The organism is Streptosporangium oxazolinicum (assembly GCF_039537505.1).
Taxonomy (GTDB): Bacteria; Actinomycetota; Actinomycetes; order Streptosporangiales; family Streptosporangiaceae; genus Streptosporangium; species Streptosporangium oxazolinicum.
Genome location: NZ_BAABAQ010000022.1, coordinates 26,575 through 52,601, shown reverse-complemented (window position 1 = coordinate 52,601; position 26,027 = coordinate 26,575). Strand labels below are relative to the sequence as shown.

Below are 26,027 nucleotides of genomic sequence, written 5' to 3'. Positions count from 1 at the left end.
ACGCCTCACGGAACGCCCGCCGGGCTCGTCGCGATACGGCTTCACCCCGGCAGGGTGAAGACGACCTTTCCGAAGAGCTCGCCCTCGTGCATGGCCGCGAAGCCCTCGCGAGCCTCGGTCAGCGGGAGGGCACGGTCGATCAGCGGGCGAGTGCCGGTCTGCTCCAGGAAGCGGGCCAGCCTGCCCAGCTGGTCGCGGGTGCCCATGGTGGAGCCGATCACCGACAGCTGCAGGAAGAAGACGCGGTTCAGGTCGGCCGGCGGGACCGCGCCACTGGTCGCGCCGGAGATCACGATCCGGCCGCCGGGGCGCAGCGCCTTCAGCGAGTGCCCCCAGGTGGCCTGGCCGACGGTCTCCATCACCGCGTCGACCCGTTCGGGCAGCCGGGCACCGCTCTCGAAGGCCCGGTCCGCGCCCAGTTCGAGGGCCCGCGCCCGTTTCTCCTCCGAACGGCTGGTCACCCAGACCCGATATCCCCCGGCCCGGCCCAGCAGGATCAGCGCGGTGGCCACACCACCACCCGCGCCCTGGACCAGCACGGTCGAGCCCGGTTCGAGCCCGGCCTTGTCGAACAGCATGCGGTAGGCGGTCAGCCAGGCCGTCGGCAGGCAGGCGGCCTCCTCGAAGCTGAGCGCGGCGGGCTTGGGCACGAGGTTACGCCGGGGCACGGTGACCCGCTCGGCGAAGGTGCCGTCGTACCTCTCCGAGAGCAGGGAACGCTTCGGGTCGAGCGTCTCGTCGGCACCGCCGCCGATCACCGAGTACACGATGACCTCGTTGCCGTCCTCGTCGAGCCCGGCGGCGTCGGTGCCGAGCACCATCGGGAGCTGCTCCTGGCGGAGACCCGCCCCCCGCAGGCTGAACAGGTCGTGGTGGTTGAGCGAGGCGGCCCTCACCGTGACGGTGGTCCACCCGTCGAGAACCTCGGGTTCCGGGCGCTCACCGAGCGTGAGACCGTCGAGGGGGCTGTCGGGATCGATCCGCGTGGCGGTTACAGCGAACATGGCCGCACCCTACGCCGTCCACGCGGCGACCATCGCGAACAGGCTCCGTCCCCCGCAGGACCGGCGCGGCGAACACGGCAGCGTCCCCATGTCGTCCACGTGACGATCCACGGTGACCGTGGCCCACAGCCCAGGCGTCCGCACGGCGGCGCGTCGTCCGCCGTCCGCGCGGGAGCCACGACGGCCGGGCCCCCGCTACGTCGTCCGCCGCACGGTTATGCCCGCCATGGTCCTCTCGACGTGTCCTCGCTCCCCCGAGGCCGCGACGTACACGCCGTCCTGGCAGGTCTCGGCGGAGAAGCGGCGTCGCTGCTCGATGACCGAGAGCTCGATCGACGCGACGTCGCAGCCGGGGATGGGGGCCAGCACCAGCAGGGTCTCCCTGGCCCCGCCGAACCACAGCTGCGGCCCCAGCGGCTCACCGCGAAGGATCTCCCCCCGCGTGGCCAGTCGCACCGGGGGTTCGGCGTCGAGCACGAGGTAGCCGCCCCCGGTCACCTCACCGCTCAGGTTGCGTGCCCAGAGCATGCGCTGTTCGAAGGGCATGCCCTCCTTGAGATCGCGCAGTGCCACGAACCACGGGTCGAACGCGAACAGCAGCACCTCCCCCTCGGCGGGGCTCATCGGGTGCCAGAGCGTGACCTCCTTGGTCAGCCGCCGGATCATCGGCCGCCCCTGGGCGACCCCCGCCGGACCTCCCGACGGCACGTTCAGCTGCCGGTACGGGCCGGTGTCACCTTCGAGCCGGCCCGATATCGCGGGCCGGACCCCCAGCTTCGCCAGACCCACCTCCACCGGGTAGCTCACCTCCGCCGCCGAGCCGTCGGGGAAGACCACGTCGATGATCTCCCTGCCGCCCGCCTGGCGGAACCGCGGGTGGAGCACGTTCGGGGCCTGCTCCGCGACGGCCCCCGCCCGCGTGGGCACCGGCGACGGGAGCGGCGGCGGAACCGCGTCCGGCTCCCGGCCCGTCAGCAGGCCCCACGCCACGAGCGCCGCCAGCGCGGCGGCGCCGATCCAGCGCCACGGGCCCCTCGCGGACCTCGCCTCGATGATGTCGTGCTGACCACCGGCCACGTCTTCGGCCGCCTCGTGCAGAAGGTACGGTTCTCGGCCCCATCCTCGGGGGTCGGCGGTCTCGGCGCCCGCGTCAGTATCGTCACGAATCAGAATCGATGCCGCCCGAAGGGGAGGCGCCGTCGCACGGCCCGCCGTCCGCGGTCCGCAACGAAATGAACGCGGAAGGCCGCCACACGGCGCCGAGAACGTCACCGCGCTCAATGGGCCAAAGGTGTCGGAGTTACTTGAGAAACCTCCGGCAATCGCTGTTACCGGTGATGTCGGCGATGCCTCTGAGACCGCTCCACAACCACCATGAGCTGCGGAAATGCTTATTCGTTAAGTTATAACAAATGGCTATTTAAATAACAAGACAGCATCGGATGGAACCGTCTCAGACTTTTTCCCGTCAATTCCTGCCGACCGCTCGATCCAGTCAGTAACGTTCCGATCGTTTTCCCGGCGAGGAGAAGTCCCGTCTCCGCGCTGAGAACGAAAGGAGCTTCATGAATTCCCGAGCACGGCGCCTCACGATCCCCCTCACCGGCGTTCTCATGATCGCCGGAGTGATCGGCGCCACCACCGGTGCCAACGCCGGTACGGCCCCCAAGGACGTGGTCAGTTCCCAGGCCTCGGAGACGGCCAACCAGGCCACCTCCTTCTGGTCGCCCGAGCGCATGCGCAAGGCCACGGACGCCACCGGCGACCTCGACCTGAGCGTCAAGGGCGGCAAGGCCTCCAACGCGGCGGGCCCCGACGGCCCCGGCGGGTCGGTCCCGCCGATCGGCGCGGAGGGTGCCAAGTCCTCCAAGAGCAAGCAGGTGAACCTGCCCAACACCGTCGGGCGCGTCTTCTTCACCCTGCCCGGCGCCAACCCGGCGGACCCGAAGAGCTGGAAGTACTGCTCCGGCAGCTCAGTCCAGGGCAAGTACCGCAACGTCGTCGCCACCTCCGCGCACTGCGTCTACGACGTGAAGACCAACCAGTTCTACGACAACTGGATCTTCATCCCGTCCTACTGGGACGGCAACCAGGCGTGGGACGGCAAGAACCCCTACGGCATCTACGCGGCCAAGTGGTTCAACGCGCACGACGACTTCGTCGTGAAGGAGGACTACGACTACGACTACGCGTTCGTCAACGTCCACTCCGGGTTCAAGGTGAACTGGGAGAAGGACAAGGACGGCAAGTGGAAGCCGATCATCAAGACTGTCGGCCGTCTCGGCGACAACGTCGGCGGCCAGGGCTTCGCCTGGAACCAGAAGGTCAAGAACTCCGTCTTCTCCTTCGGCTACCCGGCCGGCCTGCACCCCGACGGCGACAAGCCCTACTCCGGCCGCACGATGAAGTGGTGCTACGGCACGACCGGCGCCATGCCGGCCGCGCCGAAGTACAACGTCCAGGAGCACATCGGCTTCAAGTGCGCCTTCACCGCGGGCGCGAGCGGCGGCCCCTGGATCTACAAGTACAAGAGCTCCAGCCGGACCGGCTACCTGATCGGCGTCAACAGCATCGCCTGGGACACCGACAAGAACGACCGGTACGACAAGATCTCGTCGCCGTACTTCAACAGCGACACCTACAAGGTCTACAAGACCGCGGCCAACCGCTGGACCAGCTGATTCGTACCACCGGCCGACCGTAAGGCCATTCGGCCGGCCGCGGTGAACAGGGAGGGCCCGGTCCTGGGACCGGGCCCTCCTCACACGGGTGGTTTCCGGTTACGAACCCGGCCGCCGGACCCCTCCGGGGGCCGTCCCGGGAAAGGCCGTCACCCTGTCGGGAACGTTCGACCCGCTCGCCGGTCTCGGGGAGCCGTTGTCGAGGGCGAAGACCGGACCGGTGGCGGCCCGCAGCGAGCAGGGGCTGCCGTAGGTGCGTTCGAACCGGATGAACCGGTTGTTCCAGATCCCGATGGCGGTCACCGTGACCGGGTCGTACTGCAGCGTGCACGCCACCCCCGCCTTCGGCCTGAGCCTGGCGGGGTCGCCCCGCACCTCGGCCAGCGCCTCGCACGCGTGGACCGCGTCGGGGTGGGTGTCACCGGGCCGATCGCACAGCAGCAGGGCGTGACTCGCCACGGGCAGGGGTTTGTCCCCTCGCGCGAGGCTCAGCACGAGCGCCTTAGCGCTGCGCGGGGGCCTGGCCCTGGGGAACGGATCCACCGGTTCGGGCATGGTCTGGGCGGGTGCGCCCGGATGGAGCGGGAGCGGCCCCGTCACCTGCGGCCCCCGGTCGCCGGGACGGGGAAACGGTCTCGTCTCCTGCGACCCGGGAGCGGGATCGAGGAGCGGCGGCGTGGCCGCCGCGGCCGTACCCGAGAACTGGAAGAGGCCGGCAACGGCCAGGCAGAGAAGACGCCGCATGAGATCCCCCGATGACGTGTGACGCGGATGCCCGGCTCAGCCTGCCCCCGGTCGCGCTCCCGGGACAACCACCGGCCACGGTGTTTCCGCAGTTCATACGGACACATGACCCACACGGAACTTCTCGATCAAGCGAAGTTAGATCAGACGGGCACCAGGGACTCCCGGTTCCATGGATTTAATAACAAAAACGTAACGGTCCGACCGATTGCCCGTTTTATAGCTTTTTAACCCATCTTTGCCGAGTACGGTCACCTCTTGTCTCTTTACGCATGCGTGGGTTGCGTCCCGAGTGACCCATGACAAAGAAGGAGCTCCATTGAACTCCCGAGCCAAGCGCCTCGTCCTTCCCCTCGGTGGCGCCCTCGCCGCCGCCACGATGATCGGCGCCTCCCTCCCCGCCACCGCCCAGGCGAGCACCGCCGACCCCGACGTCAAGTCCTCGGCGCTCACCCCCTCCGGTAACGCGAAGGCCATCGCGGGCTACTGGACCGCCTCGAAGCTCAAGTCGGCGACGACCTACCTCGCCGACTCCACCGTCTCGGCGAAGCTGACCAAGACCGGTGCCGCCAGGGCCGCCGCCGACGGCAAGCCCGGCGTCGTCGCGCCGACCGGCGAAGAGGACAAGAGCGCCGGCCAGTCGAAGAACGTGAACCTCCCGATCACCGTCGGCAAGGTCTTCTTCGTCGACGACAAGGGCCAGGAGCGCTGGTGCTCCGGCAGCTCCGTGCAGTCGAAGTACCGCAACCTGGTCGCCACCGCCGGCCACTGCGTCTACGACACCGACACGAACAAGCCCTTCGGCAACTTCGTGTTCATCCCCGGCTACTACCAGGGCAAGGCCCCCTGGGGCATCTACGTCGGCGCCAAGGTCAACACCCACGACGACTTCACGGTCTACGAGGACTACGACTACGACTACGCCTTCGTCAACGTCTACAACGGCATCAAGCAGCAGCCCGAGAAGGAGGTCGACTACAAGACCTTCAAGGCGCACGTCGACAAGGGCGGGGTGGGCCGTGAGTCCGCCACGACGGTCGACTTCGAGACCTACGACAAGTGGACCCAGAAGGGCGGCCTGGGCAAGGTCGAGAACGTCTCCTCCGAGGACGAGGTCGGCCCCCAGTACAACGGCGCCCTCGCCGTCGCGGCCGAGACCGACAAGTGGACCTGGGAGAAGGTCACCGGCGAGGTCTACGGCCTGAAGAACGACAAGGTCACGCTCAAGGGCAACGAGCTGCCGCAGGCCAACTGGCCCAAGGCCGGTTCCAAGATCGAGACCCGCGTCGAGAACGTCACCAAGACCGAGTACGACGCCTACAAGGGTCTTGGCTACCGGAAGATCGACGCCCAGGGCAACTACACCATCACCTACTACTTCGTGGTGAAGTACATCAAGAAGACCGCGTCCGTGAAGTACGTGATCTTCCGCCACTACATCTCGACGGTGGCCGACGCCGGTCGTCTCGGCGACAACGTCGGCGGCCAGGGCTTCAGCTGGAACCAGGCGCTGGGCAAGAAGGTCTTCACGTTCGGCTACCCGACCTCGGCCCACCTCGACGGCAACAAGCCGTACTCCGGCCACACCCAGAAGTGGTGCTACGGCACGACCGCCGCCGCGCCCGTCGTGTCGGCCTACAAGGCCGAGGAGCACCAGGCGATCAAGTGCGCCTTCACCCCGGGCGCCAGCGGCGGTCCCTTCCTGCTGCAGTACAAGAACAGCAAGCGGACCGGCTACCTCAACGGTGTCGTGAGCCTCACGCTCGACAGCGACGGCAACAAGCGCTACGACCGCGTCACCACCCCGTACTTCAACGGTGACACGTACGGCATCTACAAGCACGCCGCCAACCTCTGGACCGGGAAGCTTCCCGCCTAGACACGGGCTTCGTGAGCGAGGAAGGGCCCGGTGTGCGCACCGGGTCCTTCTTTCACCTTCACGGGGTGCTTATACACCTTCAGCCACACTGGCCAGATAACAGAGTAAGAGCGAATCGATCTAACGAACTGCCCAAAACCGAGTTGATCTGGAAAAATCACCCTTTGCACCTCTGGTAGCCCCCCGAAACTCCCGGTCCCCGAAAGGATCCCCATGTCCTCCCGCGCACGGCGGCTCACGGCCACACTCGGCGGGCTGGTCGCCGCCTGTGTGACCATGACGTCCGCGTTCGCCGGGAGCGCCGCGGCCGGCCCCCTGTACGGGGTTCCCAACGGGATCACCTCGATCACCCTGACCAAGAGCAGCGCCGACATGAGGCGGATCGCGGAGTACTGGAGCCCGGCCAGGCTCAAGCAGGCCATGGACAACGTGCCGGCCACGCCCGGCAGTCCTCCCTCCTCCGGGACTCCTTCCTCCGCGTCCCCCTCCTCCAGCGGTCCCACGGGGAGCGCCACGCCGGGAAGTGCCACGCCGGGGAGCGCCACCGCCGCCGCGGCATCCGAGGCCGCGGAGAGCACGACCGCGGAGAGCATGACCGCGGCCACCGGCGGGAAGAGCTCCACCACGTCCGGGAGTTCCGCGCCGGTCGTCAAGCCCACCCTGCCGAAGAAGAGGACCCCGGCCTCCGGCAGCTCACCGGTGACCGTGGGCAAGGTGTTCTTCCGGATCGGTGCCAAGGACTACTGGTGCTCCGCCTCCTCGGTCGCGGCGACCAACCACAACCTGGTCGCGACGGCCGGGCACTGCGCCTACGACGCCAAGACGGGCAGCCAGGCCGAATACTGGATCTTCATCCCCGGCTACGACAAGGGCGACACCCCGTACGGAATTTACGTCGGCCACTCCCTCAACCTGCACGAGGACTTCGTCGGCAAGGGCGACTACGACTACGACTACGCGTTCGTCACCGTGCACAACGGCTTCAGGTGGAAGGCCGGCAAGACGGCCGGCACCTACGAGATGGAGGGCGTCGGAAGCCTGGAGGACAACGTCGGCGGCCAGGGCCTGGTGACCAACCGCGGCAGGGGCCTGTCCACGGTCGCCTTCGGCTACCCCGCCGCCCCGCACCCCGACGGCTCCCGGCCCTACGACGGCCAGAAGCTGAAGTGGTGCGACGGGCGCACCATCAGCGTGACGGCCCCCGCCCGCCTGGTCGAGCAGGGAATCGCCCTGACCTGCGGGTTCACCAACGGCGCGAGCGGCGGCCCCTGGCTGATCTCCTACAGCAGCGCGACCGGTGTCGGCTACCTCAACGGCGTCAACAGCTTCGCCTGGGACGTCAACACCGACCGCAGGTACGACAGGATCTCCTCCCCGTACTTCATCGCGTCGACCTACGTCGTCTATCACTGGGCCGCGACCCAGCAGGCGCCCCGAACATAACGCCGCCTTAAGAGAGGCTTAAGAGACCCTTATACGGGGTTTGCTCCGGCGATCACTGCATAGGTTCGTAGCTTGTCGTCCCGCAGTCCCCGGACGCCCGGGGACGTTGCAGCGCAAGGAGCTCGTCTTTTGAAGCACTCTCTTCTCCCCCTCGGTGGCGCCGCAGCCGCCACCGCCCTGCTGGCCACCACCATGGCCGGCACCGCCCAGGCCGCTCCCGACTGGGCGACCGACCCGATGGCGAGGAACAACGCCTCGGCGGTCTCGGTCATCGACTTCTGGGCGGCGTCGAACTTCGCAGCCCTCAAGAAGGCGACGGTCTACAACCCCGACCCCGGGGCCCCGAAGATGAAGGTCGGCGGCGGTTTCTCCCCCGACGGCAGGCCCGGCAGCGTCGGTCCGACCGGCTCGGAGAAGCCCACCCCGTCGCTCGCCAAGAACGTGAACCTGCCCAAGACCATCGGCAAGGTGTTCTTCGTCGTCAACGGCCAGTACCGGTGGTGCTCGGCCACCTCGATCCAGGGCAAGTACCGCAACGTGGTCGCGACGGCCGGACACTGCGTCTACGACCCGGGCAGCAACAGCGACACCCTCGACAAGTGGGTCTTCGTCCCCGGCTACTACCAGGGCAAGACCCCGTGGGGCATCTACGTCGGCAAGTCGGCCTGGACGCACTACGACTTCGCCAACTACGAGGACTACGACAAGGACTACGCCTTCGTCACGGTCTACAACGGCGTCGCCTTCAACGGGGTCAAGCAGGTCACCCGGGGTGAGTACAACGGGTTCACCGGACCCAAGTGGTCACGTGGCTCGCACTACTACATCCTGCTCTCCAAGGACGTCGGCCGTCTCGGCGACAACGTCGGCGGCCAGGGCTTCACCTGGAACCAGAGCACCGGCAAGACCGTCTACGTCTTCGGCTACCCCACCGCCCCGCACCCCGACGGCGACAGGCCCTACAGCGGCGTGACGCCCAAGTACGTGTACGGCAAGACGTCGGGCAAGGAGTACGTCTCCCCGGCCGAGAAGGTCGAGGAGCACGTCGGCCTCAAGGGCGCCTTCACCCCGGGCGCCGACGGTGGTCCGTGGATCTCGCAGTACAGCAGCTCCAGGCGCCTCGGCCTCGTCAACGGCGTCACCAGCCTGTTCGGCGACCAGGACCAGAACGACCGCTACGACCTCATCACCTCGCCGTACTTCGACGGGGAGACCGCCGAGATCTACCGCAAGGCCGCCAACGTGTGGTCCGGCAGGATCGTCGGCCCGAACGGCGAGCTCTACAGGTAACCCACACACCTGAGGCGAGGGACCCTCCCGGCCCCTTGACCACCCGCGGGGCCCGGCGCGTAGCGCCGGGCCCCGCACCCGTTTCCGGGGGCGAAGAGGCCGATTCCCGAGGACGAGAAGGCGTTCCGCGGGGCGATCCGGAAGCCCGTCCGGCCAAGGATGGACGCGTTAGACGTGCCCGCCCCGAAATCGGTGCCATCAGTTTGATGTGATCTGCATCACACAGGGTCCGCGACTCGCTGCGATCAACCAATCACACCACATCAGTCACTTTTACCCCACACTTACGCCTATCTGCGAAAACAGCTCAAGCCAGGCTCAACCCCAACATCAGCATCAAGGGTGTCTAAACATCACGAAACGGTCTCGGCCTCTTGTGCTCGCCCTTTACCTCTCGAACCGGCTTCCGGTGTTCAAGATCGGCGCTGTATGTTTCTGGCAATCCCTTTACTGACGCATGGGACGCAAGAGGCGTTCCACATCAGACCAAGGAGTTTCCCTTGAAGCGCATCCTCCTCCCCGCCGGTGGCGCCATCCTGGCCACCGGTCTGCTGGCCGCCGGTCTGGCCGGCACCGCCAACGCCGCTCCGGACTGGGCCTACGACACCCTGGCCAAGGACGCCCCGACCGCTCTCGACGTCGCCGAGTTCTGGCTCGCGGGCAACGGCACGGCCAACAACCTGGCCAAGGCCAAGCCTTACACCTGGGAGGCCAAGGCCACGCCGAAGCTGAACGCCAGTGGCGGCTACGTCGCCGACGGCAAGCCCGGCTCCGTCGCCCCGACCGGTGAGGGCACGAGCACCACCTCGAAGGTCAAGAACATCAACCTGCCGAAGTCCATCGGCAAGGTGTTCTTCGTCGACGAGAAGGGCGAGTTCAAGTGGTGCTCGGCCACCTCGATCCAGTCGCAGTACCGCAACCTGGTCTCCACGGCCGGTCACTGCGTGTACGACGACAAGGCGAACGCCAGCGTCATGGACAACTGGGCCTTCGTCCCCGGCTACTACCAGGGCAAGGCTCCGTGGGGCGTGTACGCCGGTAAGACGGCCTACACCCACTACGACTTCGCCAACTACGAGGACTACGACCGCGACTACGCGTTCGTGACCGTGTACAACGGTGTCCACGTCGGCGGCGGCACCCCCAAGGTCGTGTCCAAGGAAGACTACGAGAAGTTCGTTGGTCCCAAGGACGTCAAGACCGAGGAGATCACCAAGGCCCAGTACGAGGAGTGCAAGGACCTGAACGGGAAGGAGACCTCCGACTGCTACGCCAAGGAGGAGGCTTCCCAGGTCCTGGTCGGCCCGGACTGGAAGGAAAAGATCGACGGCGTTTGGTACAAGGCCGTCAGGACCAAGGACGAGGTCTCCAAGGCTCAGTTCGAGGCTGCGGGCCCGTGGTGGAAGGACGGCCAGGGCAACAAGTCCCACGTCACCGTCGACGACGTCACCAAGGCCGAGTACGACGCCTACACCGGCCTCGGCTACCGCAAGATTGACGCCAAGGGCAACTACACCATCACTCACTTCTACGTTCAGAAGTGGGTGAAGGAGACCAAGACCACGAAGTACCTCAAGGACACGTTCTTCATCATCGAGGGCTTCATCAAGGACGCCGGCAAGCTGGGCGACAACGTTGGTGGCCAGGGCTTCACCTGGAACCAGAAGCCGCAGCAGACGGTGTTCGTGTTCGGCTACCCGGCCGACGCGCACCCCGACGGCAACAAGGCCTACACCGGCGTCACGCCCAAGTGGACCTACGGCAAGACCAACGCCCAGAAGTACGTCCAGGCTTCCACGAAGGTTGAGGAGCACGTCGGCCTCAAGAGCTCCTTCACCCCTGGCGCCGACGGTGGCCCCTGGCTCGCCAAGTACAGCAACGCCAAGCGTCTCGGCTACGTCAACGGTGTCACCAGCCTCTTCGGTGACCAGGACAGCAACGGTCGCTACGACCTCATCACCTCGCCGTACTTCGACGGTGAGACCGCGGCCATCTACAAGAAGGCCGCCGCGGTGTGGTCCGGCTCGGTCGTCAAGTAGTAGTAGCTCCCTGACGATCACCCGAGTCCGGGCGTCCAAACCCCAGACTCACAGCAACACCTAGCTTCACCAGCTCCACCCGAAGGGGCCCGGCACACGCCGGGCCCCTTCGGCCATCCCCCACCGGGGCTCGTCGCGGAGGCGGCGACCGGCTCCGCGTGTACGTCGAAGGGCCCGGCACATGCCGGGCCCTTCGACGTTGTGGCGGTATCACTCAGGTGTCACTCACCGGATCTCGGCGGCGCCGGCCCGTGGAGATCACGGACGCGTTCTCCGCGACGTCTCCCGTGCGCGCGGGCGGCGACCATCCCGCTTCCACACCGCCACATCGCGCCCTCAGCCGGGATCAGATCTTCCAGGCCGGGAGACACCGCTCCCGCGGCCAGCGCCCGGCAGCGAAAGGATCAAGCTCGCGCAGAAGGCGTGAGGGGCACTCGCGCACGGGGCGCGGGGGACAAGGGGACGCTCACTCCAGTTTTCCGCGCTCATGCCGCGCCCGTTCGGTACCCGTGACGTGTCCGTGCCGTGTCCGTTCGATGCCCGTTCGGTGCGTGTCTCGCGCGCTGCCCGGCCCCTCTGCGGGCCCGGATCCCGAATCAACGGCTCTTTAGACGCGGCCCCCGTGAAATCGGTGCCATCAGATCGATGTGATCTGCGTCACACGTGACTGGTAACGGAATGTATTGGGCCAGTAACGGCACATCCGTCACTTCACTAACAACCATATGCCTATCTGCACAAACACATCGGCGAATCCTCAATCCCAACATCGACTTCAGAGAAGTCCAAACATCACAGAATGGTATCGACGTGATCAAGGACGTCTTTGATCCCCAAAGCGGCTTCCGGTGTTCAAGATCGGCGCTGTATGTTTCTGGCAATCCCTTTACTGACGCATGGGACGCAAGAGGCGTTCCACATCAGACCAAGGAGTTTCCCTTGAAGCGCATCCTCCTCCCCGCCGGTGGCGCCATCCTGGCCACCGGTCTGCTGGCCGCCGGTCTGGCCGGCACCGCCAACGCCGCTCCGGACTGGGCCTACGACACCCTGGCCAAGGACGCCCCGACCGCTCTCGACGTCGCCGAGTTCTGGCTCGCGGGCAACGGCACGGCCAACAACCTGGCCAAGGCCAAGCCTTACACCTGGGAGGCCAAGGCCACGCCGAAGCTGAACGCCAGTGGCGGCTACGTCGCCGACGGCAAGCCCGGCTCCGTCGCCCCGACCGGTGAGGGCACGAGCACCACCTCGAAGGTCAAGAACATCAACCTGCCGAAGTCCATCGGCAAGGTGTTCTTCGTCGACGAGAAGGGCGAGTTCAAGTGGTGCTCGGCCACCTCGATCCAGTCGCAGTACCGCAACCTGGTCTCCACGGCCGGTCACTGCGTGTACGACGACAAGGCGAACGCCAGCGTCATGGACAACTGGGCCTTCGTCCCCGGCTACTACCAGGGCAAGGCTCCGTGGGGCGTGTACGCCGGTAAGACGGCCTACACCCACTACGACTTCGCCAACTACGAGGACTACGACCGCGACTACGCGTTCGTGACCGTGTACAACGGTGTCCACGTCGGCGGCGGCACCCCCAAGGTCGTGTCCAAGGAAGACTACGAGAAGTTCGTTGGTCCCAAGGACGTCAAGACCGAGGAGATCACCAAGGCCCAGTACGAGGAGTGCAAGGACCTGAACGGGAAGGAGACCTCCGACTGCTACGCCAAGGAGGAGGCTTCCCAGGTCCTGGTCGGCCCGGACTGGAAGGAAAAGATCGACGGCGTTTGGTACAAGGCCGTCAGGACCAAGGACGAGGTCTCCAAGGCTCAGTTCGAGGCTGCGGGCCCGTGGTGGAAGGACGGCCAGGGCAACAAGTCCCACGTCACCGTCGACGACGTCACCAAGGCCGAGTACGACGCCTACACCGGCCTCGGCTACCGCAAGATTGACGCCAAGGGCAACTACACCATCACTCACTTCTACGTTCAGAAGTGGGTGAAGGAGACCAAGACCACGAAGTACCTCAAGGACACGTTCTTCATCATCGAGGGCTTCATCAAGGACGCCGGCAAGCTGGGCGACAACGTTGGTGGCCAGGGCTTCACCTGGAACCAGAAGCCGCAGCAGACGGTGTTCGTGTTCGGCTACCCGGCCGACGCGCACCCCGACGGCAACAAGGCCTACACCGGCGTCACGCCCAAGTGGACCTACGGCAAGACCAACGCCCAGAAGTACGTCCAGGCTTCCACGAAGGTTGAGGAGCACGTCGGCCTCAAGAGCTCCTTCACCCCTGGCGCCGACGGTGGCCCCTGGCTCGCCAAGTACAGCAACGCCAAGCGTCTCGGCTACGTCAACGGTGTCACCAGCCTCTTCGGTGACCAGGACAGCAACGGTCGCTACGACCTCATCACCTCGCCGTACTTCGACGGTGAGACCGCGGCCATCTACAAGAAGGCCGCCGCGGTGTGGTCCGGCTCGGTCGTCAAGTAGTAGTAGCTCCCTGACGATCACCCGAGTCCGGGCGTCCAAACCCCAGACTCACAGCAACACCTAGCTTCACCAGCTCCACCCGAAGGGGCCCGGCACACGCCGGGCCCCTTCGGCCATCCAAGGACTCCGTCCGCGAGCCGAAGGCCCGAGAACGGGCACTCAGGCGGGATTGAGCTCCCCGACCCGCTCGTTCAGCTCCATCACCGGCCGCTCGGCCGCGTGGGGATCCAGTCTCCGCCGCAGGTCCGCGACGTAGGACCGGGTTCTGGCCGATTCCAGGCCCTTGGCCAGTTCCAGCGCCTCCACCGCGACGGAGCAGGCCTCCTCCAGCTCCCCCGAGGCGAGCAGCCCGGCCGCGAGCAGTGACAGGTTGAACATCCGGCCGCGCACGTAACGCCCGTCCATCTCCAGCGAGCGCCTGGCGTGCCGTACCGCGCCCGGCCCGTCGCCCAGGTCGCGGAAGCAGTGCGCGAACTTCGCCGACAGGTAGGCCTCGTCGAAGTAGGAGATCCAGTCGGGCTCGTGACCGGCCCGGCGCCGGTCGAAGGACAGCTCGGCCTCGTGCAGGGAGCTCGCGCACGCCGCACGGTCGTCCAGCGCCGCGTGCGCGTGGGCTTCCAGCACGTGCGTCTCCGCCAGCAGGGCGAAGATCCCGGCCCGCCGGGCGGAGAGCTGGGCGGCCCTGGCCAGGTCGAGCGCGTGGGCGGGTTGTCCTATATATATGGCCTGGTGGCTCATCCCGGCGAGGATCTCGCCGCCGAGTCCGTGGTCGCCCGCCCCGCGCGCCAGGCGCAGCGCCTGGATCAGGTAGCGCTGGGCCAGGCCGTGCTGCTCCAGGTCGTAGGCCATCCATCCGGCCAGCCGGGTCAGCTCGGCGGCGGCCGACGCCAGCGCCCTGCCCGTGTTCTCGGCGTACGTGCCGTCACCGAGGAGCGGCCCGACCGCCGTGTCCAGATATTTCACGACAGCTGGCCGGACCCTGCCGCCGCCGAACCTGTTGTCCAGCGCGCCGAAGGACCGGGTGACCTCCCGGATCGCCGCGATGTCGTCCATGCCGACGCGCCGGGTGCCCCGCCCCTCGGGGTGACTTTCCAGCGGAAGGGTCAGCCAGCGCAGCGCTCCGGCGGACCCGGCTCCGATCGCGAAGGTGGAGTCGAGTAAGAACCTGCGTCTCTCCACGTCCCCGCGCCACAGTGCTGTCACGGTCGAGATTCCCTCCTGCCACGTGTGGTTGAACTCCTGCCCGAGGTCGAGAGGCGTCAGGGCGGCCGGCAGGCCGAGATCCTCGGGACTCACGGCCCTGCCGAGCCGGAGCGCGAAGATCTCGGCGAGCAGCCCCGTGACCGGGTCTCTCGGCCGCTGACCGGCGAGCCAGCGCAGCACGGAACTGTGGTCGTACCTCAGACCGGACAGACCGCGAGCCGCGCCGAGATCGTTGAGCCGGCGAGCCAGCCCCTTGTGGGTGAAGCCCGCCTCGGCGATGAGCCGCTGGAGTAGTCGGTTGGGCTCGCGTTCCATAGCTCCCCTCACCGCGAGAACCACCTGCGTGCCGACGGCACGCGTGATCCGGTCGTGCGCGCGTCGACTACCTGATGCACGCCTTACTCGCATAGGTAACTGAGAGCTCTTTTTATAGCACGATCCGTGACGAATCTCGGGGTTTCCGGAAAGCACGGACGCCCCCCACCGGTCGGGCGGGGGGCGTCCGTGATCGCGTGCCTGGTGAGCGTGGGACCAATACGGGATGCGGTACGGGATACGGGGCCGCGCTTCCGGCCGTACGGCGTCGAGGAGTGGGTCCGGAGAGGTGGGGCCTAGAGGCGGGCGACCCCGTCGGCGCGGGCCTGCGCGGAGACGGCGGCGATGACCGCCGGGGCGACGCGCTCGTCGAACGGGCTGGGGATCACGCAGTCGGCCGACAGCTCGTCGTCCCCGACGACCCCGGCCAGCGCCTCGGCGGCGGCGACCTTCATGTTCTCGGTGATCGTGGTGGCGCGGACATCGAGCGCCCCGCGGAAGACGCCGGGGAAGGCGAGCACGTTGTTGATCTGGTTGGGGAAGTCGGAGCGGCCGGTCGCGACCACGTGCGCGTACCTGCGCGCGATCTCCGGCCGCACCTCGGGCGTCGGATTGGACAGCGCGAAGACGATCGAACCGGCGGCCATGGACGCGACGGCCTCCTCGGAGACCGTCGAGCCCGACAGCCCGACGAACACGTCGGCCCCCGCCAGCGCCTGCTCGGTGGACCCGCGCAGGCCCGCCCGGTTGCTGTCGCGCGCCAGGGCCTCCTTCACCGGGTTGAGCCCGTCGCGGCCCTCGTAGATGAGGCCCTTGGAGTCGGCCACCGCGATGTCGCCGATGCCCGCGTTGAGCAGGATCCTACTGACCGCGATCCCGGAGGCGCCGGCGCCGGCGACCACGACCCGCAGCTCCCCCAGCGAGCGGCCGGTCAGCCGCGCGGCGTTCTTCAGCGCGGCCAGCGTGACGATCGCGGTGCCGTGCTGGTCGTCGTGGAAGACGGGGATGTCGAGGAGCTCGCGCAGGCGCGACTCGATCTCGAAGCAGCGGGGCGCGCTGATGTCCTCGAGGTTGATCCCGCCGAAGGAGGGGGCGAGCCGGACGACCGTCTCGACCAGGGCGTCCACGCCGGTGCAGTCGAGGCAGATGGGCACCGCGTCGACGCCCGCGAACTGCTTGAACAGCAGGGCCTTGCCCTCCATGACCGGCATGGCGGCGGCGGGCCCGATGTCCCCGAGGCCGAGCACCGCGGTGCCGTCGGAGACGACGGCGACCACGTTGGAGATCCAGGTGTAGTCCTTGGCCAGCTCGGGCTCGTCGGCGATCGCGCTGCAGACCCTGGCCACCCCCGGCGTGTAGGCGAGTGCCAGGTCCCCGGCGTCGCGGACCGGGACGGTGGAGCGGACCTCCAGCTTGCCCCCGCGGTGCAGGGCGAAGGCCGGATCGAGATCGAGTGCCTCGAGAGCCTCGAGGGAGATGGAGGATGGCATAACAGCCACAGCGACCCCTGTAGTTCAGTCAGACAGACGGATGTTTCCTTCGGAAGCGGCCGGAGGAAGCCTGTCCCGGGCTTCGGTAGCCGCTCGGGACCCGCTCACTGAGCACGGTCGCCTGGAGGGTACGGGGGTCACCCGTTGCTCGATTGTGCCACATGTTGAGACTGCCTCCGGTGGAGGAGGTCACTCACTTTCGCCGTCCCGGTGTTAACCTCACCGCATCGTGTAATACTCGAAATCCATGCCGCCTCTTACATCGACGGATCCCCAGATGGACCTGACCTCCTACGCGGAGCTGGCCGTACTACTGATCAACAGCCCCGACCGGCTGACCGGCCTCGAAGGGCTGCGCCTGCTCCTGGAAGAAGGTGGCCGCTACCGGCCAGGCTGCCGGATCACCAGGAGCGACCTGGAGGCCCTGCGCGACCTGCGCGAGGAGCTGATGATCGTGTTCGAGACCGCCGAGGCGGGCGACGAGGAGGCGGTGGTCGACCGGCTCAACTCGCTGCTGATCCACCACCCGGTCCAGCCGCAGATCTCCGGTCACGACGGCGAGCGCTGGCACCTGCACCTCACCGAGGGCGGCCGGATGGCCGACCAGTACGCGGTGGGCGCGGTGATGGGGCTCGCCACCATGATCACCGATCTCGGCGTCGACCGGCTCGGCCTCTGCCAGGCGCCACCCTGCCGCAGGGCCTACCTCGACACCTCCTCCAACCGCTCGCGCCGCTACTGCTCGGAGCGGTGCGCCAGCCGGGCCAACGTCGCCGCCTACCGGGCCCGTCAGAAGGTCGTCCAGTAACGTCCGGGGCTACCGGGCCCGCCAGAAGCCCGGCCAGTAGCGCAGCACCACCCTGCCGACGATCGACGACGGCGGCAGCGCCCCGAAGTCCCAGCTGTCGCGCCGGCCGGGCGCGCGCTGGTTGTCGCTCTCCAGCCACCAGCCGCCGTCCGCCTCCCACGCGGCGCGCTTGACGATGAGCACGGCGGGGTCGGACGGCAACCGGGCGACGACCAGGTCCCCGGGCCGCACGGCCGCGCCGCGCCGCACCCAGAGCCAGTCGCCCGGTCGCAGCGCGGGCAGCATCGACTCTCCCGCGACACGGACTCTCATGGAGCGTAACCCCCTCCCACGCGGGCATTCGGAGACGAGTAAGGTCGTTAACCGGACCATTCTGTACCTGGCATCAAGGAAGGATTTCCGATGCTCGCACGACTTCTGCGCCCCAAGCACACCGCCTCGGCGCACTGCGACCTGCCCTGTGGCGTGTACGACCCGGCCCAGGCCCGCATCGAGGCCGAGTCCGTCAAGGCCATCATGGAGAAGTACGCCGGAAACGAGGACCCGGTGTTCCGCTCCCGTGCGCTCACCATCAAGGAGGAGCGGGCCGAGCTGGTCAAGCACCACCTGTGGGTGCTGTGGACCGACTACTTCAAGCCTCCGCACCTGGAGACCTACCCGCAGCTGCACCAGCTGTTCTGGGAGGCCACCAAGCTCGCGGGCGCGGCCGGCGGCAAGGGCACGGTCGACGTCGCCAAGGCCGACGAGCTCCTTGGCAAGATCGACGACATCTCCAAGATCTTCTGGGAGACCAAGGCCGCTTAAAACCCTCACAACGATGTCGTGAGAAGGCACCGGTTGTCCGGATCAAGGAAACGTCCCCTGGACACTCCCTTGATCCGGATCGGGGTCCGCGGGGACGCGCCGCCGTCGGCGGGGTGTCCGGGCCGGGAGTCCCCGGCCTCGCCTGACAGGCCGGATCCCGGCGCGTCGGCGCCCTCCGGCGCGGGCCGGACCGCGATGCGCCGGAGCCGTCATAAGTACAGTGCCCCTTTTTGCGTATCTTCAGGGGTTCTTGACGGTGGCAAATCGCCCCGATCGCGAGTCCAAGCGGGCCAACCACCGTCTCAGGGCTGTAGGTTGCAGTCAGCGACTCTGCGAGGAGGAACGTGACCGAACACACCGAGGCGCCCGCTGTCGGCATGGGCGGGATCCGTGACGTGGTGAGCGTCCGGCTGCCGGCGACGAGTGCCTATCTGTCCGTGCTGCGTACGGCGACAGCCGCGCTCGCCGTGCGGCTGGACTTCACGCTGGACGAGATCGAGGATCTTCGGATCGCGGTCGACGAGGCGTGTGCGATGTTGCTGACCCAGGCCGTTCCCGGCACCGATCTGACCGCCGAGTTCGAGCTCACCGGGCAGCTGATGAAAGTGCGGGTCGAGGTCAGCACGGTGGGGAACACCCCTCCGAAGCGCGACGACTTCGCGTGGATGGTGCTCACCGCCCTGGCCGATGATGTGGATGCCGTAACCGACTCCCCCGACCGTATGGCGATCGTCCTCCGCAAGCGCCGAGGCGCGGCGAGGCCGGCGTGACGGAAAGGACTCGTGCCATGGCCGCCAGCGACCACGCGGTGCCCGACCGGGTGCGTGCGCGCCTGCTCTTCGCGGAACTGGTGGAGTTGACCCCCGACGACCCGCGGCGTCAGCGCATCCGTGACGAGCTCGTCGAGCTCCACCTCCCCCTCGTCGAATACCTCGCCCGCCGGTTCCGTAACCGGGGTGAGTGGCTGGACGACCTCACCCAGGTCGCGACCATCGGGCTGATCAAGTCGATCGACCGCTTCGATCTCGGCCGAGGGGTGGAGTTCTCCACCTACGCGACCCCGACGATCGTGGGCGAGATCAAACGCCACTTCCGTGACAAGGGCTGGGCGGTCCGCGTGCCGCGCCGGCTGCAGGAGCTCAAGCTCTCGCTCACCAAGGCGATCAGCGAGCTCTCCCAGCGGGAGGGGCGCGCGCCGACCGTGGCCGAGCTGGCCGCGTTCCTGAAGATGAGCGAGGAGGAGGTGCTCGAAGGGCTGGAGTCGGCAAACGCCTACTCCACGGTCTCCCTCGACGCGCCCGACTCCGGTGACGACGACGCGCCGGCGGTGGCCGACTCCCTCGGGATCGTGGACGACTCCCTGGAGGGCGTCGAATACCGCGAGTCGCTCAAACCCCTGCTGGAGCGGCTGCCCCCTCGGGAGAAGCGGATCCTGTTGCTGCGTTTCTTCGGCAACATGACACAGTCCCAGATCGCCACCGAGCTCGGCATCTCGCAGATGCACGTGTCCCGGTTGCTCGCCAGGACCCTCGCCCAGCTCCGTGAGGGCCTGACCGTCGACGACTAGCGGACGGCTAGTCCTGGTCCCCGTAGAGGGCGTGCGTCGTCGGCGGGGACAGCAGCGTGACCAGTCCGATCACCGCGAGGGCGATCAGCGAGATGCCGATCACCCGCTGGTCGGACTGGATCAACGTGATCGAGACCGGGATGGCGAAGATCTGCGTCAGCACCCCCGGGCTCCGCGCCCATCGCTCCGACCGGAGCATGCCCCAGCCGACCCAGAGCAGGGCTGCGCCGATGATGAGCCCGAACGCCGCGACGGCGATCGAGCTCATCAGGTCGGACGGCCGGCCGATCACCGTCTCCACGCCGGCGTAGCCGCCGAGGAGCAGGGCGGTCGTGCCTTCCAGTGCCATGACGGCGGCGGCGACGGTGAGGGTCATCGGGCGGTTCGACACGCGGTCAACCCTATCGCCGGGTGCCGTCGCCCGGTTCTTCGCCGCCTCAGCGCGGTTTCCGGCGGATACGCTGAGGTCATGCGCGCGATGCTCCTGGTGAATCCGAAGGCGACGACGACCAATCAGCGAACCAGGGACGTTCTCATCAGAGCGCTGAGCGCGACGATGAACCTCACCGTCGAGGAGACGGCCTACCGGGGGCACGCGACGCGGCTCTCCCGCAAGGCGCACGCCTCCGGCTACGACGCGGTGGCCGTGCTGGGCGGTGACGGCACCATCAACGAGGCGGTGAACGGGCTGCTCGACCCGGTGGACGGCAAGGCCGGCGACGAGGGCAGCTCGATCGACCGGCCCGCGCTGCTCGCGATCCCCGGCGGCAGCGCGAACGTCTTCGCGAGGGCCCTGGGCCTGCCGAACGACCCGGTCGAGGCGGTGGGGGCGATCCTGGAGGCGATCCGCGACGGCCGGAGGCGGACCGTCGGGCTCGGCCAGGCGATCTGGGATGACCACAGTAGATATTTCACGTTCTGTAGTGGCCTCGGGTACGACGCCGAGGTGATCAGGGCGGTCGAGGGGATGCGGGGCACCGGCCGCAAGGCGACGCCCACCCGCTATGTGAACACCGCGTTACACCACTATCTGTCGACTGACAAGCGCCACCCGCCGATGACGGTCGAGGGCCCGGACGTGCCGCGGACCGGCGGCATCTTCATGGCCGTCGTCTCCAACACCTCCCCGTGGTCGTACATCGGCCCGAGGCCGGTCTCCCCGACCCCGTGGGCGAGCTTCGAGACCGGGCTCGATCTCCTGGGTCTCCAGCGCCTCGGCCTGCCCTCCATGTTCCAGCTGATGTCCCAGATCATCGGTGGCCGCGACACCCTGCCGACGGGCCGCCACCTGGTGCAACTCCACGACGAGAAGGAGTTCACGCTGAGCGCCGGGCGCCCGGTGGCGTTCCAGCTGGACGGGGATTACCTGGGGGAGGTCGAACGGATAACGTTCCGTTCTATCCCCGACGCGTTACAGGTCTTGGTCTAATCGGTTACGTGCCGGCGTGTGTGACGCATCCGACATCCATTTCAGGCAAAACGTTCTCCCAAACCTCTTGCGTGTACTAAGCGTGGCTGACAATCTCGAGATTGACGTCGGAACGTAGGACCTTTGAGCGGCTACCTCGCTCCCAGGCCACCGACGATCAAGCGGATAGACCCCCGACCCGGACCACGGACCGGGGTTCCGTTCGCGCTGGTTAGTGAAACTCTTCACAAAGTGAGCCGCTGGAGCCGACGCAAGGGCTCCTCATACGAAGGAGTGGACGCATGGACTGGCGCCACCGAGCTGCCTGCCGTGACGTGGACCCCGAGCTGTTCTTCCCGATCGGCAACACCGGCCCCGCCCTGATGCAGATCGAGGAAGCCAAGCAGGTCTGCAACACGTGCAGCATCAGTGAAGCATGCCTGAAGTGGGCGTTGGAATCCGGGCAGGACGCCGGCGTCTGGGGCGGCCTGAGCGAGGACGAGCGACGCGCGCTCAAGCGCCGCACGGCCCGCGCCCGCACCCGCGCGAGCGTCTGACCCGCCGCACCCCCGCTCCCTCCGGCTCCTCCGGCCGGGTGACGGGCACGTCCCTTCGACCTGCCACGACACTCCCCGGCCGGGTGACGAGCGCGTCCCGCGCCGAGGGCGTGACCTGACGCGTTTCCCTTCCCCCGCTCAGACAGCGGGGAGGGGGATGCTCAGGCTCACCTCGGTCCCGCCGCCCTGGCGCGGCTCGATGGCCAGCCGCCCGGACAGCTCGCCCACCACCAGGGTCCGGACGATCTGCAGGCCGAGACTGGTGGCCTGGTCGAGATCGAAGTCCTCGGGCAGCCCGCTGCCGTCGTCGGACACGATCACGTCCAGCCGCTCGGCCCCGCGTGACACGATCACCTGAAGCTTGCCCTGGCGCTGTGCCAGCCCGTGCTGGACCGCGTTCTGCAGCAGCTCGGTGAGGACCATCGCCAGCGGCGTCGCGATCTCCGAGCGCAGCACCCCGAACGTCCCGACGCGACGCGGCACGACCTGCGTCTCCGGGGCCGCGACCTCTCCCGTCATCGCGATCACCCGGTCGGCGATGTCGTCGAAGTCGACCTGCTCCTCGGGCGTGTGCGAGAGCGTCTCGTGCACGATCGCGATCGACCCCACCCTGCGCACCGCCTCCTCCAGCGCCTCCCTGCCCTCCGGCAGCTGCATCCGCCTGGCCTGGAGCCGCAGGAGCGCGGCCACCGTCTGCAGGTTGTTCTTCACCCGGTGGTGGATCTCCTTGATGGTGGCGTCCTTGGTCATCAGCTCCCGCTCGCGGCGCCGCAGCTCGGTCACGTCCCTGATGAGCACGAGCGCGCCGATCCTCCCGCCGCCGACGATCAGCGGGATCGCCCGCAGCTGCACGACCGTGCCGCCCGACTCCACCTCCGTCTCCCTGGGCTCCCGCCCGCTCGCGACGAGCATCAGGTTCTCGTTGATGGGCTCGTCGGAGTAGCAGAGCGTGGCGGTCGTACGGCCCAGCTCGGCGCCGACCAGGTCGGCGTTGAGGCCCAGCCTCCGGTAGGCCGAGAGCGCGTTCGGCGAGGCGTACGTGACGCGGCCCGCCCGGTCGAGCCGGAGCAGCCCGTCGCCCACCCTCGGCGAGCGGACCAGGATCGGCTCGGCGCCGGAGAAGGGGAAGCGGCCCTCGGCCACCATCTGGGCCAGGTCGGAGGCGCTCTGCAGGTAGGTCAGCTCCAGCCTGGAGGGGGTGCGCGCGGAGGACAGGTTCGTCGAGCGCTGGATGACGCCCAGGAAGTGGTCGGCCCGCCGCACCGGGATGGTCTCCTCGCGGACCGGCACCCCGCTGGACCAGTCGGGGTCGCCCTCGCGGCAGATACGACGCTCGTTCCAGGCGGTCTCCAGGAGCGGCCGCTCCCCCTTGGCCGCCGTCATGCCCACGATGTCGTCGTGGTAGACCGTCGGCCCCGTGGTGGGTCTCATCTGCGCGATCGCGATCCAGCCCGAGCCCTCCTTCAGGGGGATCCACAGGATCAGGTCCGCGAAGGAGAGGTCGGCGAGAAGCTGCCAGTCGGACACCAGCGAGTGCATCCACTCAAGGTCCGCATCGTCGAGCGCGGTGTGACGAACCGCCAGGTCGCTTAGAGTCGGCACCCGTGCATCATGCGTTCTTTGCGGGCCCGAACGCGAATCGGGTGAGGTCTGCTGGAAAGATGCGCCTATGGAGCAGACCCCCGACCCGCTGGCCCGGTTCCGCACGGCAGCGGCCACGAGGGAGGCGGCAGGGCTGCGGCGGGTCCTGCGCGCCCGCACACCCGACGACGACGGCCTGATCGACCTCGCCTCCAACGACTACCTCGGCCTGGCCAGGGACGAGCGGCTGGTCGAGGCGGCCGTGGCGGCCACACGCGCCTGGGGCACCGGCTCCACGGGTTCTCGCCTGGTCACGGGCTCCACGACCCTCCACGCGCGCCTGGAGGCGCGTCTGCGCGCCTTCACCGGCGCGGAGGGCGCCCTGGTGTTCTCCTCCGGCTACCTGGCCAACCTGGCCGCCGTCGCGGCCCTGGGCAGGGACGCCCTGGTGGTCTCGGAGGCGGGCAACCACGCGTCGATCGTGGACGCCTGCCGGCTGTCGCGCTCACGGGTCGTGGTCACCCCGCACAGGGACGTGGTGGCCGTGGAGAAGGCCCTGGCCGACCGGGACGAGGAGCACGCGATCGTGGTCACCGACGCGATCTTCTCCGTGGACGGCGACCTGGCCCCCCTCGCGGAACTGCACGCGGCGGCGGTGCGGCAGGGCGCGCTGCTCGTCGTCGACGAGGCGCACTCCATCGGGGTCGTCGGCGCCCTCGGCCAGGGCGCGGCGCACGCCGCGGGACTCGCGGCCGAACCGGGCGTTGTGAGAACGATCACACTGTCCAAATCCCTGGGATCGCAGGGCGGGGCCGTGCTGGGCGCGCCCGAGGTGATCCAGACCCTCATCGACACGGGCCGCTCGTTCATCTTCGACACCGGGCTGGCACCGGGCAGCGTGGCGGCGGCACTCGCCGCCGTCGATATCCTTCACCATCAGCCCGAACTGCCCGGAAGCGTACGGGCCAGGGCGAGGGAGCTGGCCGCGATGGCCCGCGAGCTCGGCCTGGAGACCGGCGATCCGGCGGGTGCGGTCGTCCCCATCGTGCTCGGCCCACCCGAGACCGCGCTTCGGGCCGCCCTCATCTGTGCGGAACACGGGGTGCGCGCCGGATGCTTCCGGCCGCCCTCGGTGCCGGCCGGCCGCTCTTGCCTGCGGTTGACGGCACGGGCCAATCTGAGTTCCGATGATCTAGCGGTGATCCGGGGTGCACTCACCGCCGTGGCCGAGATGAAGGTGACCATGTGAGCGACGACTCCCCGCGGATCCCGAAGTACTACGACGTCAAGCGCAGCCTGCTCACCCTCACCAAGAGCCTGCCGGCGGGCAGTGCCCTGCCCCCGGAACGGGCTCTCGCGGTCCGCTTCGAGACGTCGCGCACGACCGTGCGCCAGGCACTGTCCGAGCTCGTGGTCGAGGGCCGCCTGGTGCGCATCCAGGGCAAGGGGACGTTCGTCGCGCAGCCCAAGGTCGCCCAGGTCCTCCAGCTGACCTCCTACACCGGGGACCTGCGGACCGTCGGCCTCGAACCCGACACCAAGATCCTCGACATCAGTTACGTCACCGCCGACGAGCCGCTCGCCCGCCGCCTGGCCATCAACGCCGGTGGCCGCGTGCTGCGCATCCACCGGCTGCGCCTGGCCAACGGCGAGCCGATGTCGATCGACACCACCCACCTGTCGGCCCGGCGCTTCCCCCGCCTCAGACGGGAGCTGGAGGCGCACTCCTCGCTGTACGAGACGCTGTACAACGCCTACAGCGTGCGGCTGACCGACGCCGAGGAGATCATAGAGACCGTGCTCGCCACCCCGTACGACGCGCAGGTGCTCAGTGTCGACGTCGGCCTGCCGATGCTCCTGCTCACCCGGCACGCCTTCGACGCGGACGGCAACCCGGTCGAGTGGGCCCAGTCCCTGTACCGGGGAGACCGCTACAAGTTCGTCACCCGCCTGCGCCGCCCCTGAGGCTCCCGCCGACCCCCCTAAGGTGGGACGGGTGAGCATTCTCGTGGTCACCGGGACCGACACCGGGGTGGGAAAGACGGTCGTCACCGCGGCGGTGGCCTCCCTCGCCAGGGAGCGGGGCTCCTCGGTGGCGGTGGTGAAACCCGCGCAGACCGGGGTGTCCGACACCGACCCCGGCGACGTGGACGACGTCATCCGGCTGTCGGGGGTACGGACGACCTTCGAGCTGGCCAGATACCCCGCCGCGCTGTCCCCGGCCGCGGCGGCGCGGCTGGCCGGCCTGCCGCCGATCTCCGTCGCGGGGGCGGCGGCCCGGATCGAGGAGCTGGCCTCCTCGCACCGGCTGGTGATCGTCGAGGGGGCGGGCGGGCTGCTCGTCCGCTTCGACGAGGAGGGGGCGACCCTGGCCGACCTGGCCCGGACGCTCTCGGCACCGTTGCTTCTGGTGGCCAGGGCCGGGCTGGGCACGCTCAACCACACCGCGCTGACGCTGGAGGCGATGGCCCACCGGGGGCTGGAGCCCGCCGGGGTGGTGATCGGCTCCTGGCCGGCCGAGCCCGGCCTCGCCGAGCGGAGCAACGTGGCGGACCTGGAGATGCTGGCCGCCCGGCCGCTGGCGGGCGCCCTCCCGGCGGGGGCCGGGCTGCTGGAGCGCGACGCCTTCACCCGCGTGGCCCGCGCGGGGCTGGGCCCGGCGCTGGGCGGCGGCTTCGACCCCGCCTCCTTCCGCGCCACCCTTAGGCTTTCCCCGTAGCCGAAGCCGCGGGTCCT

Annotated in this window: 23 protein-coding genes; 15 read left to right on the top strand and 8 right to left on the bottom strand. The window is 68.3% G+C overall.

The annotated features are described in order from the left end of the window. Nucleotides 1-41: 41 nt before the first annotated feature. The gene (locus tag ABD817_RS38330) at nucleotides 42-1,004 is read right to left on the bottom strand and encodes a zinc-binding dehydrogenase (RefSeq protein ID WP_344923366.1); all 963 of its coding nucleotides are present in this window, start codon (nucleotides 1,002-1,004) and stop codon (nucleotides 42-44) included. Between the two features lie 195 nt (nucleotides 1,005-1,199). Continuing rightward, nucleotides 1,200-2,081, bottom strand: a complete 882-nt coding sequence (locus tag ABD817_RS38325; protein ID WP_344923365.1) for a hypothetical protein — start codon at nucleotides 2,079-2,081, stop codon at nucleotides 1,200-1,202. A gap of 488 nt (nucleotides 2,082-2,569) precedes the next feature. Between ABD817_RS38325 and ABD817_RS38320 the strand changes: the two genes are divergently transcribed. Continuing rightward, complete coding sequence (locus ABD817_RS38320) at nucleotides 2,570-3,685, top strand: trypsin-like serine peptidase (protein ID WP_344923364.1); 1,116 nt, start codon at nucleotides 2,570-2,572, stop codon at nucleotides 3,683-3,685. A 99-nt stretch (nucleotides 3,686-3,784) separates the two neighbouring features. On the opposite strand, the gene ABD817_RS38315 is transcribed toward ABD817_RS38320, so the two are convergent. Further along, nucleotides 3,785-4,429, bottom strand: a complete 645-nt coding sequence (locus ABD817_RS38315; protein ID WP_344923363.1) for an SSI family serine proteinase inhibitor — start codon at nucleotides 4,427-4,429, stop codon at nucleotides 3,785-3,787. 319 nt (nucleotides 4,430-4,748) lie between these two features. On the opposite strand from ABD817_RS38315, the gene ABD817_RS38310 reads away from it, so the two are divergent. From ABD817_RS38310 to ABD817_RS38290, 5 genes are all read left to right on the top strand, one after another. Next, on the top strand, nucleotides 4,749-6,308 hold the full coding sequence (locus ABD817_RS38310) for a trypsin-like serine peptidase (RefSeq protein ID WP_344923362.1): 1,560 nt from the start codon (nucleotides 4,749-4,751) through the stop codon (nucleotides 6,306-6,308). 213 nt (nucleotides 6,309-6,521) lie between these two features. After that, complete coding sequence (locus ABD817_RS38305; RefSeq protein ID WP_344923361.1) at nucleotides 6,522-7,751, top strand: trypsin-like serine peptidase; 1,230 nt, start codon at nucleotides 6,522-6,524, stop codon at nucleotides 7,749-7,751. A 129-nt stretch (nucleotides 7,752-7,880) separates the two neighbouring features. Next, nucleotides 7,881-9,041 (top strand): trypsin-like serine peptidase, encoded by a 1,161-nt coding sequence (locus tag ABD817_RS38300; protein WP_344923360.1) that lies wholly within the window; start codon nucleotides 7,881-7,883, stop codon nucleotides 9,039-9,041. Nucleotides 9,042-9,541: 500 nt separating this feature from the next. Next, nucleotides 9,542-11,080, top strand: a complete 1,539-nt coding sequence (locus ABD817_RS38295; RefSeq protein ID WP_344923359.1) for a trypsin-like serine peptidase — start codon at nucleotides 9,542-9,544, stop codon at nucleotides 11,078-11,080. Nucleotides 11,081-12,019: 939 nt separating this feature from the next. Continuing rightward, on the top strand, nucleotides 12,020-13,558 hold the full coding sequence (locus tag ABD817_RS38290) for a trypsin-like serine peptidase (RefSeq protein WP_344923359.1): 1,539 nt from the start codon (nucleotides 12,020-12,022) through the stop codon (nucleotides 13,556-13,558). Between the two features lie 159 nt (nucleotides 13,559-13,717). Here ABD817_RS38290 and ABD817_RS38285 read toward each other — a convergent pair whose 3' ends face one another. Next, the gene (locus ABD817_RS38285; RefSeq protein ID WP_344923358.1) at nucleotides 13,718-15,076 is read right to left on the bottom strand and encodes an NsdA family TPR-like regulatory protein; all 1,359 of its coding nucleotides are present in this window, start codon (nucleotides 15,074-15,076) and stop codon (nucleotides 13,718-13,720) included. Between the two features lie 296 nt (nucleotides 15,077-15,372). Continuing rightward, nucleotides 15,373-16,566 (bottom strand): NAD(P)-dependent malic enzyme, encoded by a 1,194-nt coding sequence (locus tag ABD817_RS38280; RefSeq protein ID WP_344923386.1) that lies wholly within the window; start codon nucleotides 16,564-16,566, stop codon nucleotides 15,373-15,375. 277 nt (nucleotides 16,567-16,843) lie between these two features. Between ABD817_RS38280 and ABD817_RS38275 the strand changes: the two genes are divergently transcribed. Next, entirely contained in the window at nucleotides 16,844-17,374 is a 531-nt protein-coding gene (locus tag ABD817_RS38275) for a CGNR zinc finger domain-containing protein (RefSeq protein WP_344923357.1), read from the top strand. A 9-nt stretch (nucleotides 17,375-17,383) separates the two neighbouring features. Here ABD817_RS38275 and ABD817_RS38270 read toward each other — a convergent pair whose 3' ends face one another. Beyond that, nucleotides 17,384-17,686 carry a S24 family peptidase gene (locus ABD817_RS38270; RefSeq protein WP_344923356.1) on the bottom strand — a complete coding sequence of 101 codons (303 nt, stop codon included), beginning with the start codon at nucleotides 17,684-17,686 and terminating at the stop codon, nucleotides 17,384-17,386. Nucleotides 17,687-17,776: 90 nt separating this feature from the next. Here ABD817_RS38270 and sodN point away from each other — a divergent pair, with 90 nt between their 5' ends. The 3 genes from sodN (at nucleotide 17,777) to ABD817_RS38255 (ending at nucleotide 19,745) form a co-directional block, all read left to right on the top strand. Then, nucleotides 17,777-18,178 (top strand): superoxide dismutase, Ni, encoded by a 402-nt coding sequence (gene sodN / locus ABD817_RS38265; protein ID WP_344923355.1) that lies wholly within the window; start codon nucleotides 17,777-17,779, stop codon nucleotides 18,176-18,178. 344 nt (nucleotides 18,179-18,522) lie between these two features. Beyond that, on the top strand, nucleotides 18,523-18,948 hold the full coding sequence (locus ABD817_RS38260) for an ATP-binding protein (RefSeq protein ID WP_425583460.1): 426 nt from the start codon (nucleotides 18,523-18,525) through the stop codon (nucleotides 18,946-18,948). Then, on the top strand, nucleotides 18,945-19,745 hold the full coding sequence (locus ABD817_RS38255) for an RNA polymerase sigma factor SigF (RefSeq protein WP_344749384.1): 801 nt from the start codon (nucleotides 18,945-18,947) through the stop codon (nucleotides 19,743-19,745). The genes ABD817_RS38260 and ABD817_RS38255 overlap by 4 nt, the downstream gene beginning before the upstream one ends. Before the next feature lie 7 nt (nucleotides 19,746-19,752). Here the strand turns inward: ABD817_RS38255 and ABD817_RS38250 are convergent, their stop codons facing one another. Beyond that, on the bottom strand, nucleotides 19,753-20,136 hold the full coding sequence (locus ABD817_RS38250) for a hypothetical protein (protein ID WP_344923354.1): 384 nt from the start codon (nucleotides 20,134-20,136) through the stop codon (nucleotides 19,753-19,755). Nucleotides 20,137-20,214: 78 nt separating this feature from the next. Here ABD817_RS38250 and ABD817_RS38245 point away from each other — a divergent pair, with 78 nt between their 5' ends. Both ABD817_RS38245 and ABD817_RS38240 read left to right on the top strand, forming a co-directional pair. Then, nucleotides 20,215-21,174, top strand: a complete 960-nt coding sequence (locus ABD817_RS38245; protein ID WP_344923353.1) for a diacylglycerol/lipid kinase family protein — start codon at nucleotides 20,215-20,217, stop codon at nucleotides 21,172-21,174. A gap of 281 nt (nucleotides 21,175-21,455) precedes the next feature. Beyond that, nucleotides 21,456-21,710, top strand: a complete 255-nt coding sequence (locus tag ABD817_RS38240; RefSeq protein WP_329428561.1) for a WhiB family transcriptional regulator — start codon at nucleotides 21,456-21,458, stop codon at nucleotides 21,708-21,710. 138 nt (nucleotides 21,711-21,848) lie between these two features. On the opposite strand, the gene ABD817_RS38235 is transcribed toward ABD817_RS38240, so the two are convergent. Continuing rightward, nucleotides 21,849-23,312: a histidine kinase N-terminal domain-containing protein gene (locus tag ABD817_RS38235; RefSeq protein ID WP_329085580.1), complete on the bottom strand. Its 1,464-nt coding sequence runs from the start codon at nucleotides 23,310-23,312 to the stop codon at nucleotides 21,849-21,851. 67 nt (nucleotides 23,313-23,379) lie between these two features. On the opposite strand from ABD817_RS38235, the gene ABD817_RS38230 reads away from it, so the two are divergent. From ABD817_RS38230 to bioD, 3 genes are read left to right on the top strand one after another with little or no spacing between them, the layout of a single operon-like run. After that, the gene (locus ABD817_RS38230; protein WP_344923352.1) at nucleotides 23,380-24,540 is read left to right on the top strand and encodes an 8-amino-7-oxononanoate synthase; all 1,161 of its coding nucleotides are present in this window, start codon (nucleotides 23,380-23,382) and stop codon (nucleotides 24,538-24,540) included. After that, nucleotides 24,537-25,256, top strand: coding sequence for a GntR family transcriptional regulator (locus ABD817_RS38225; protein WP_344923351.1), 720 nt, complete (start codon nucleotides 24,537-24,539; stop codon nucleotides 25,254-25,256). The genes ABD817_RS38230 and ABD817_RS38225 overlap by 4 nt, the downstream gene beginning before the upstream one ends. A gap of 31 nt (nucleotides 25,257-25,287) precedes the next feature. Then, nucleotides 25,288-26,010 (top strand): dethiobiotin synthase, encoded by a 723-nt coding sequence (bioD, locus tag ABD817_RS38220; protein WP_344923350.1) that lies wholly within the window; start codon nucleotides 25,288-25,290, stop codon nucleotides 26,008-26,010. Nucleotides 26,011-26,027 lie beyond the last annotated feature (17 nt).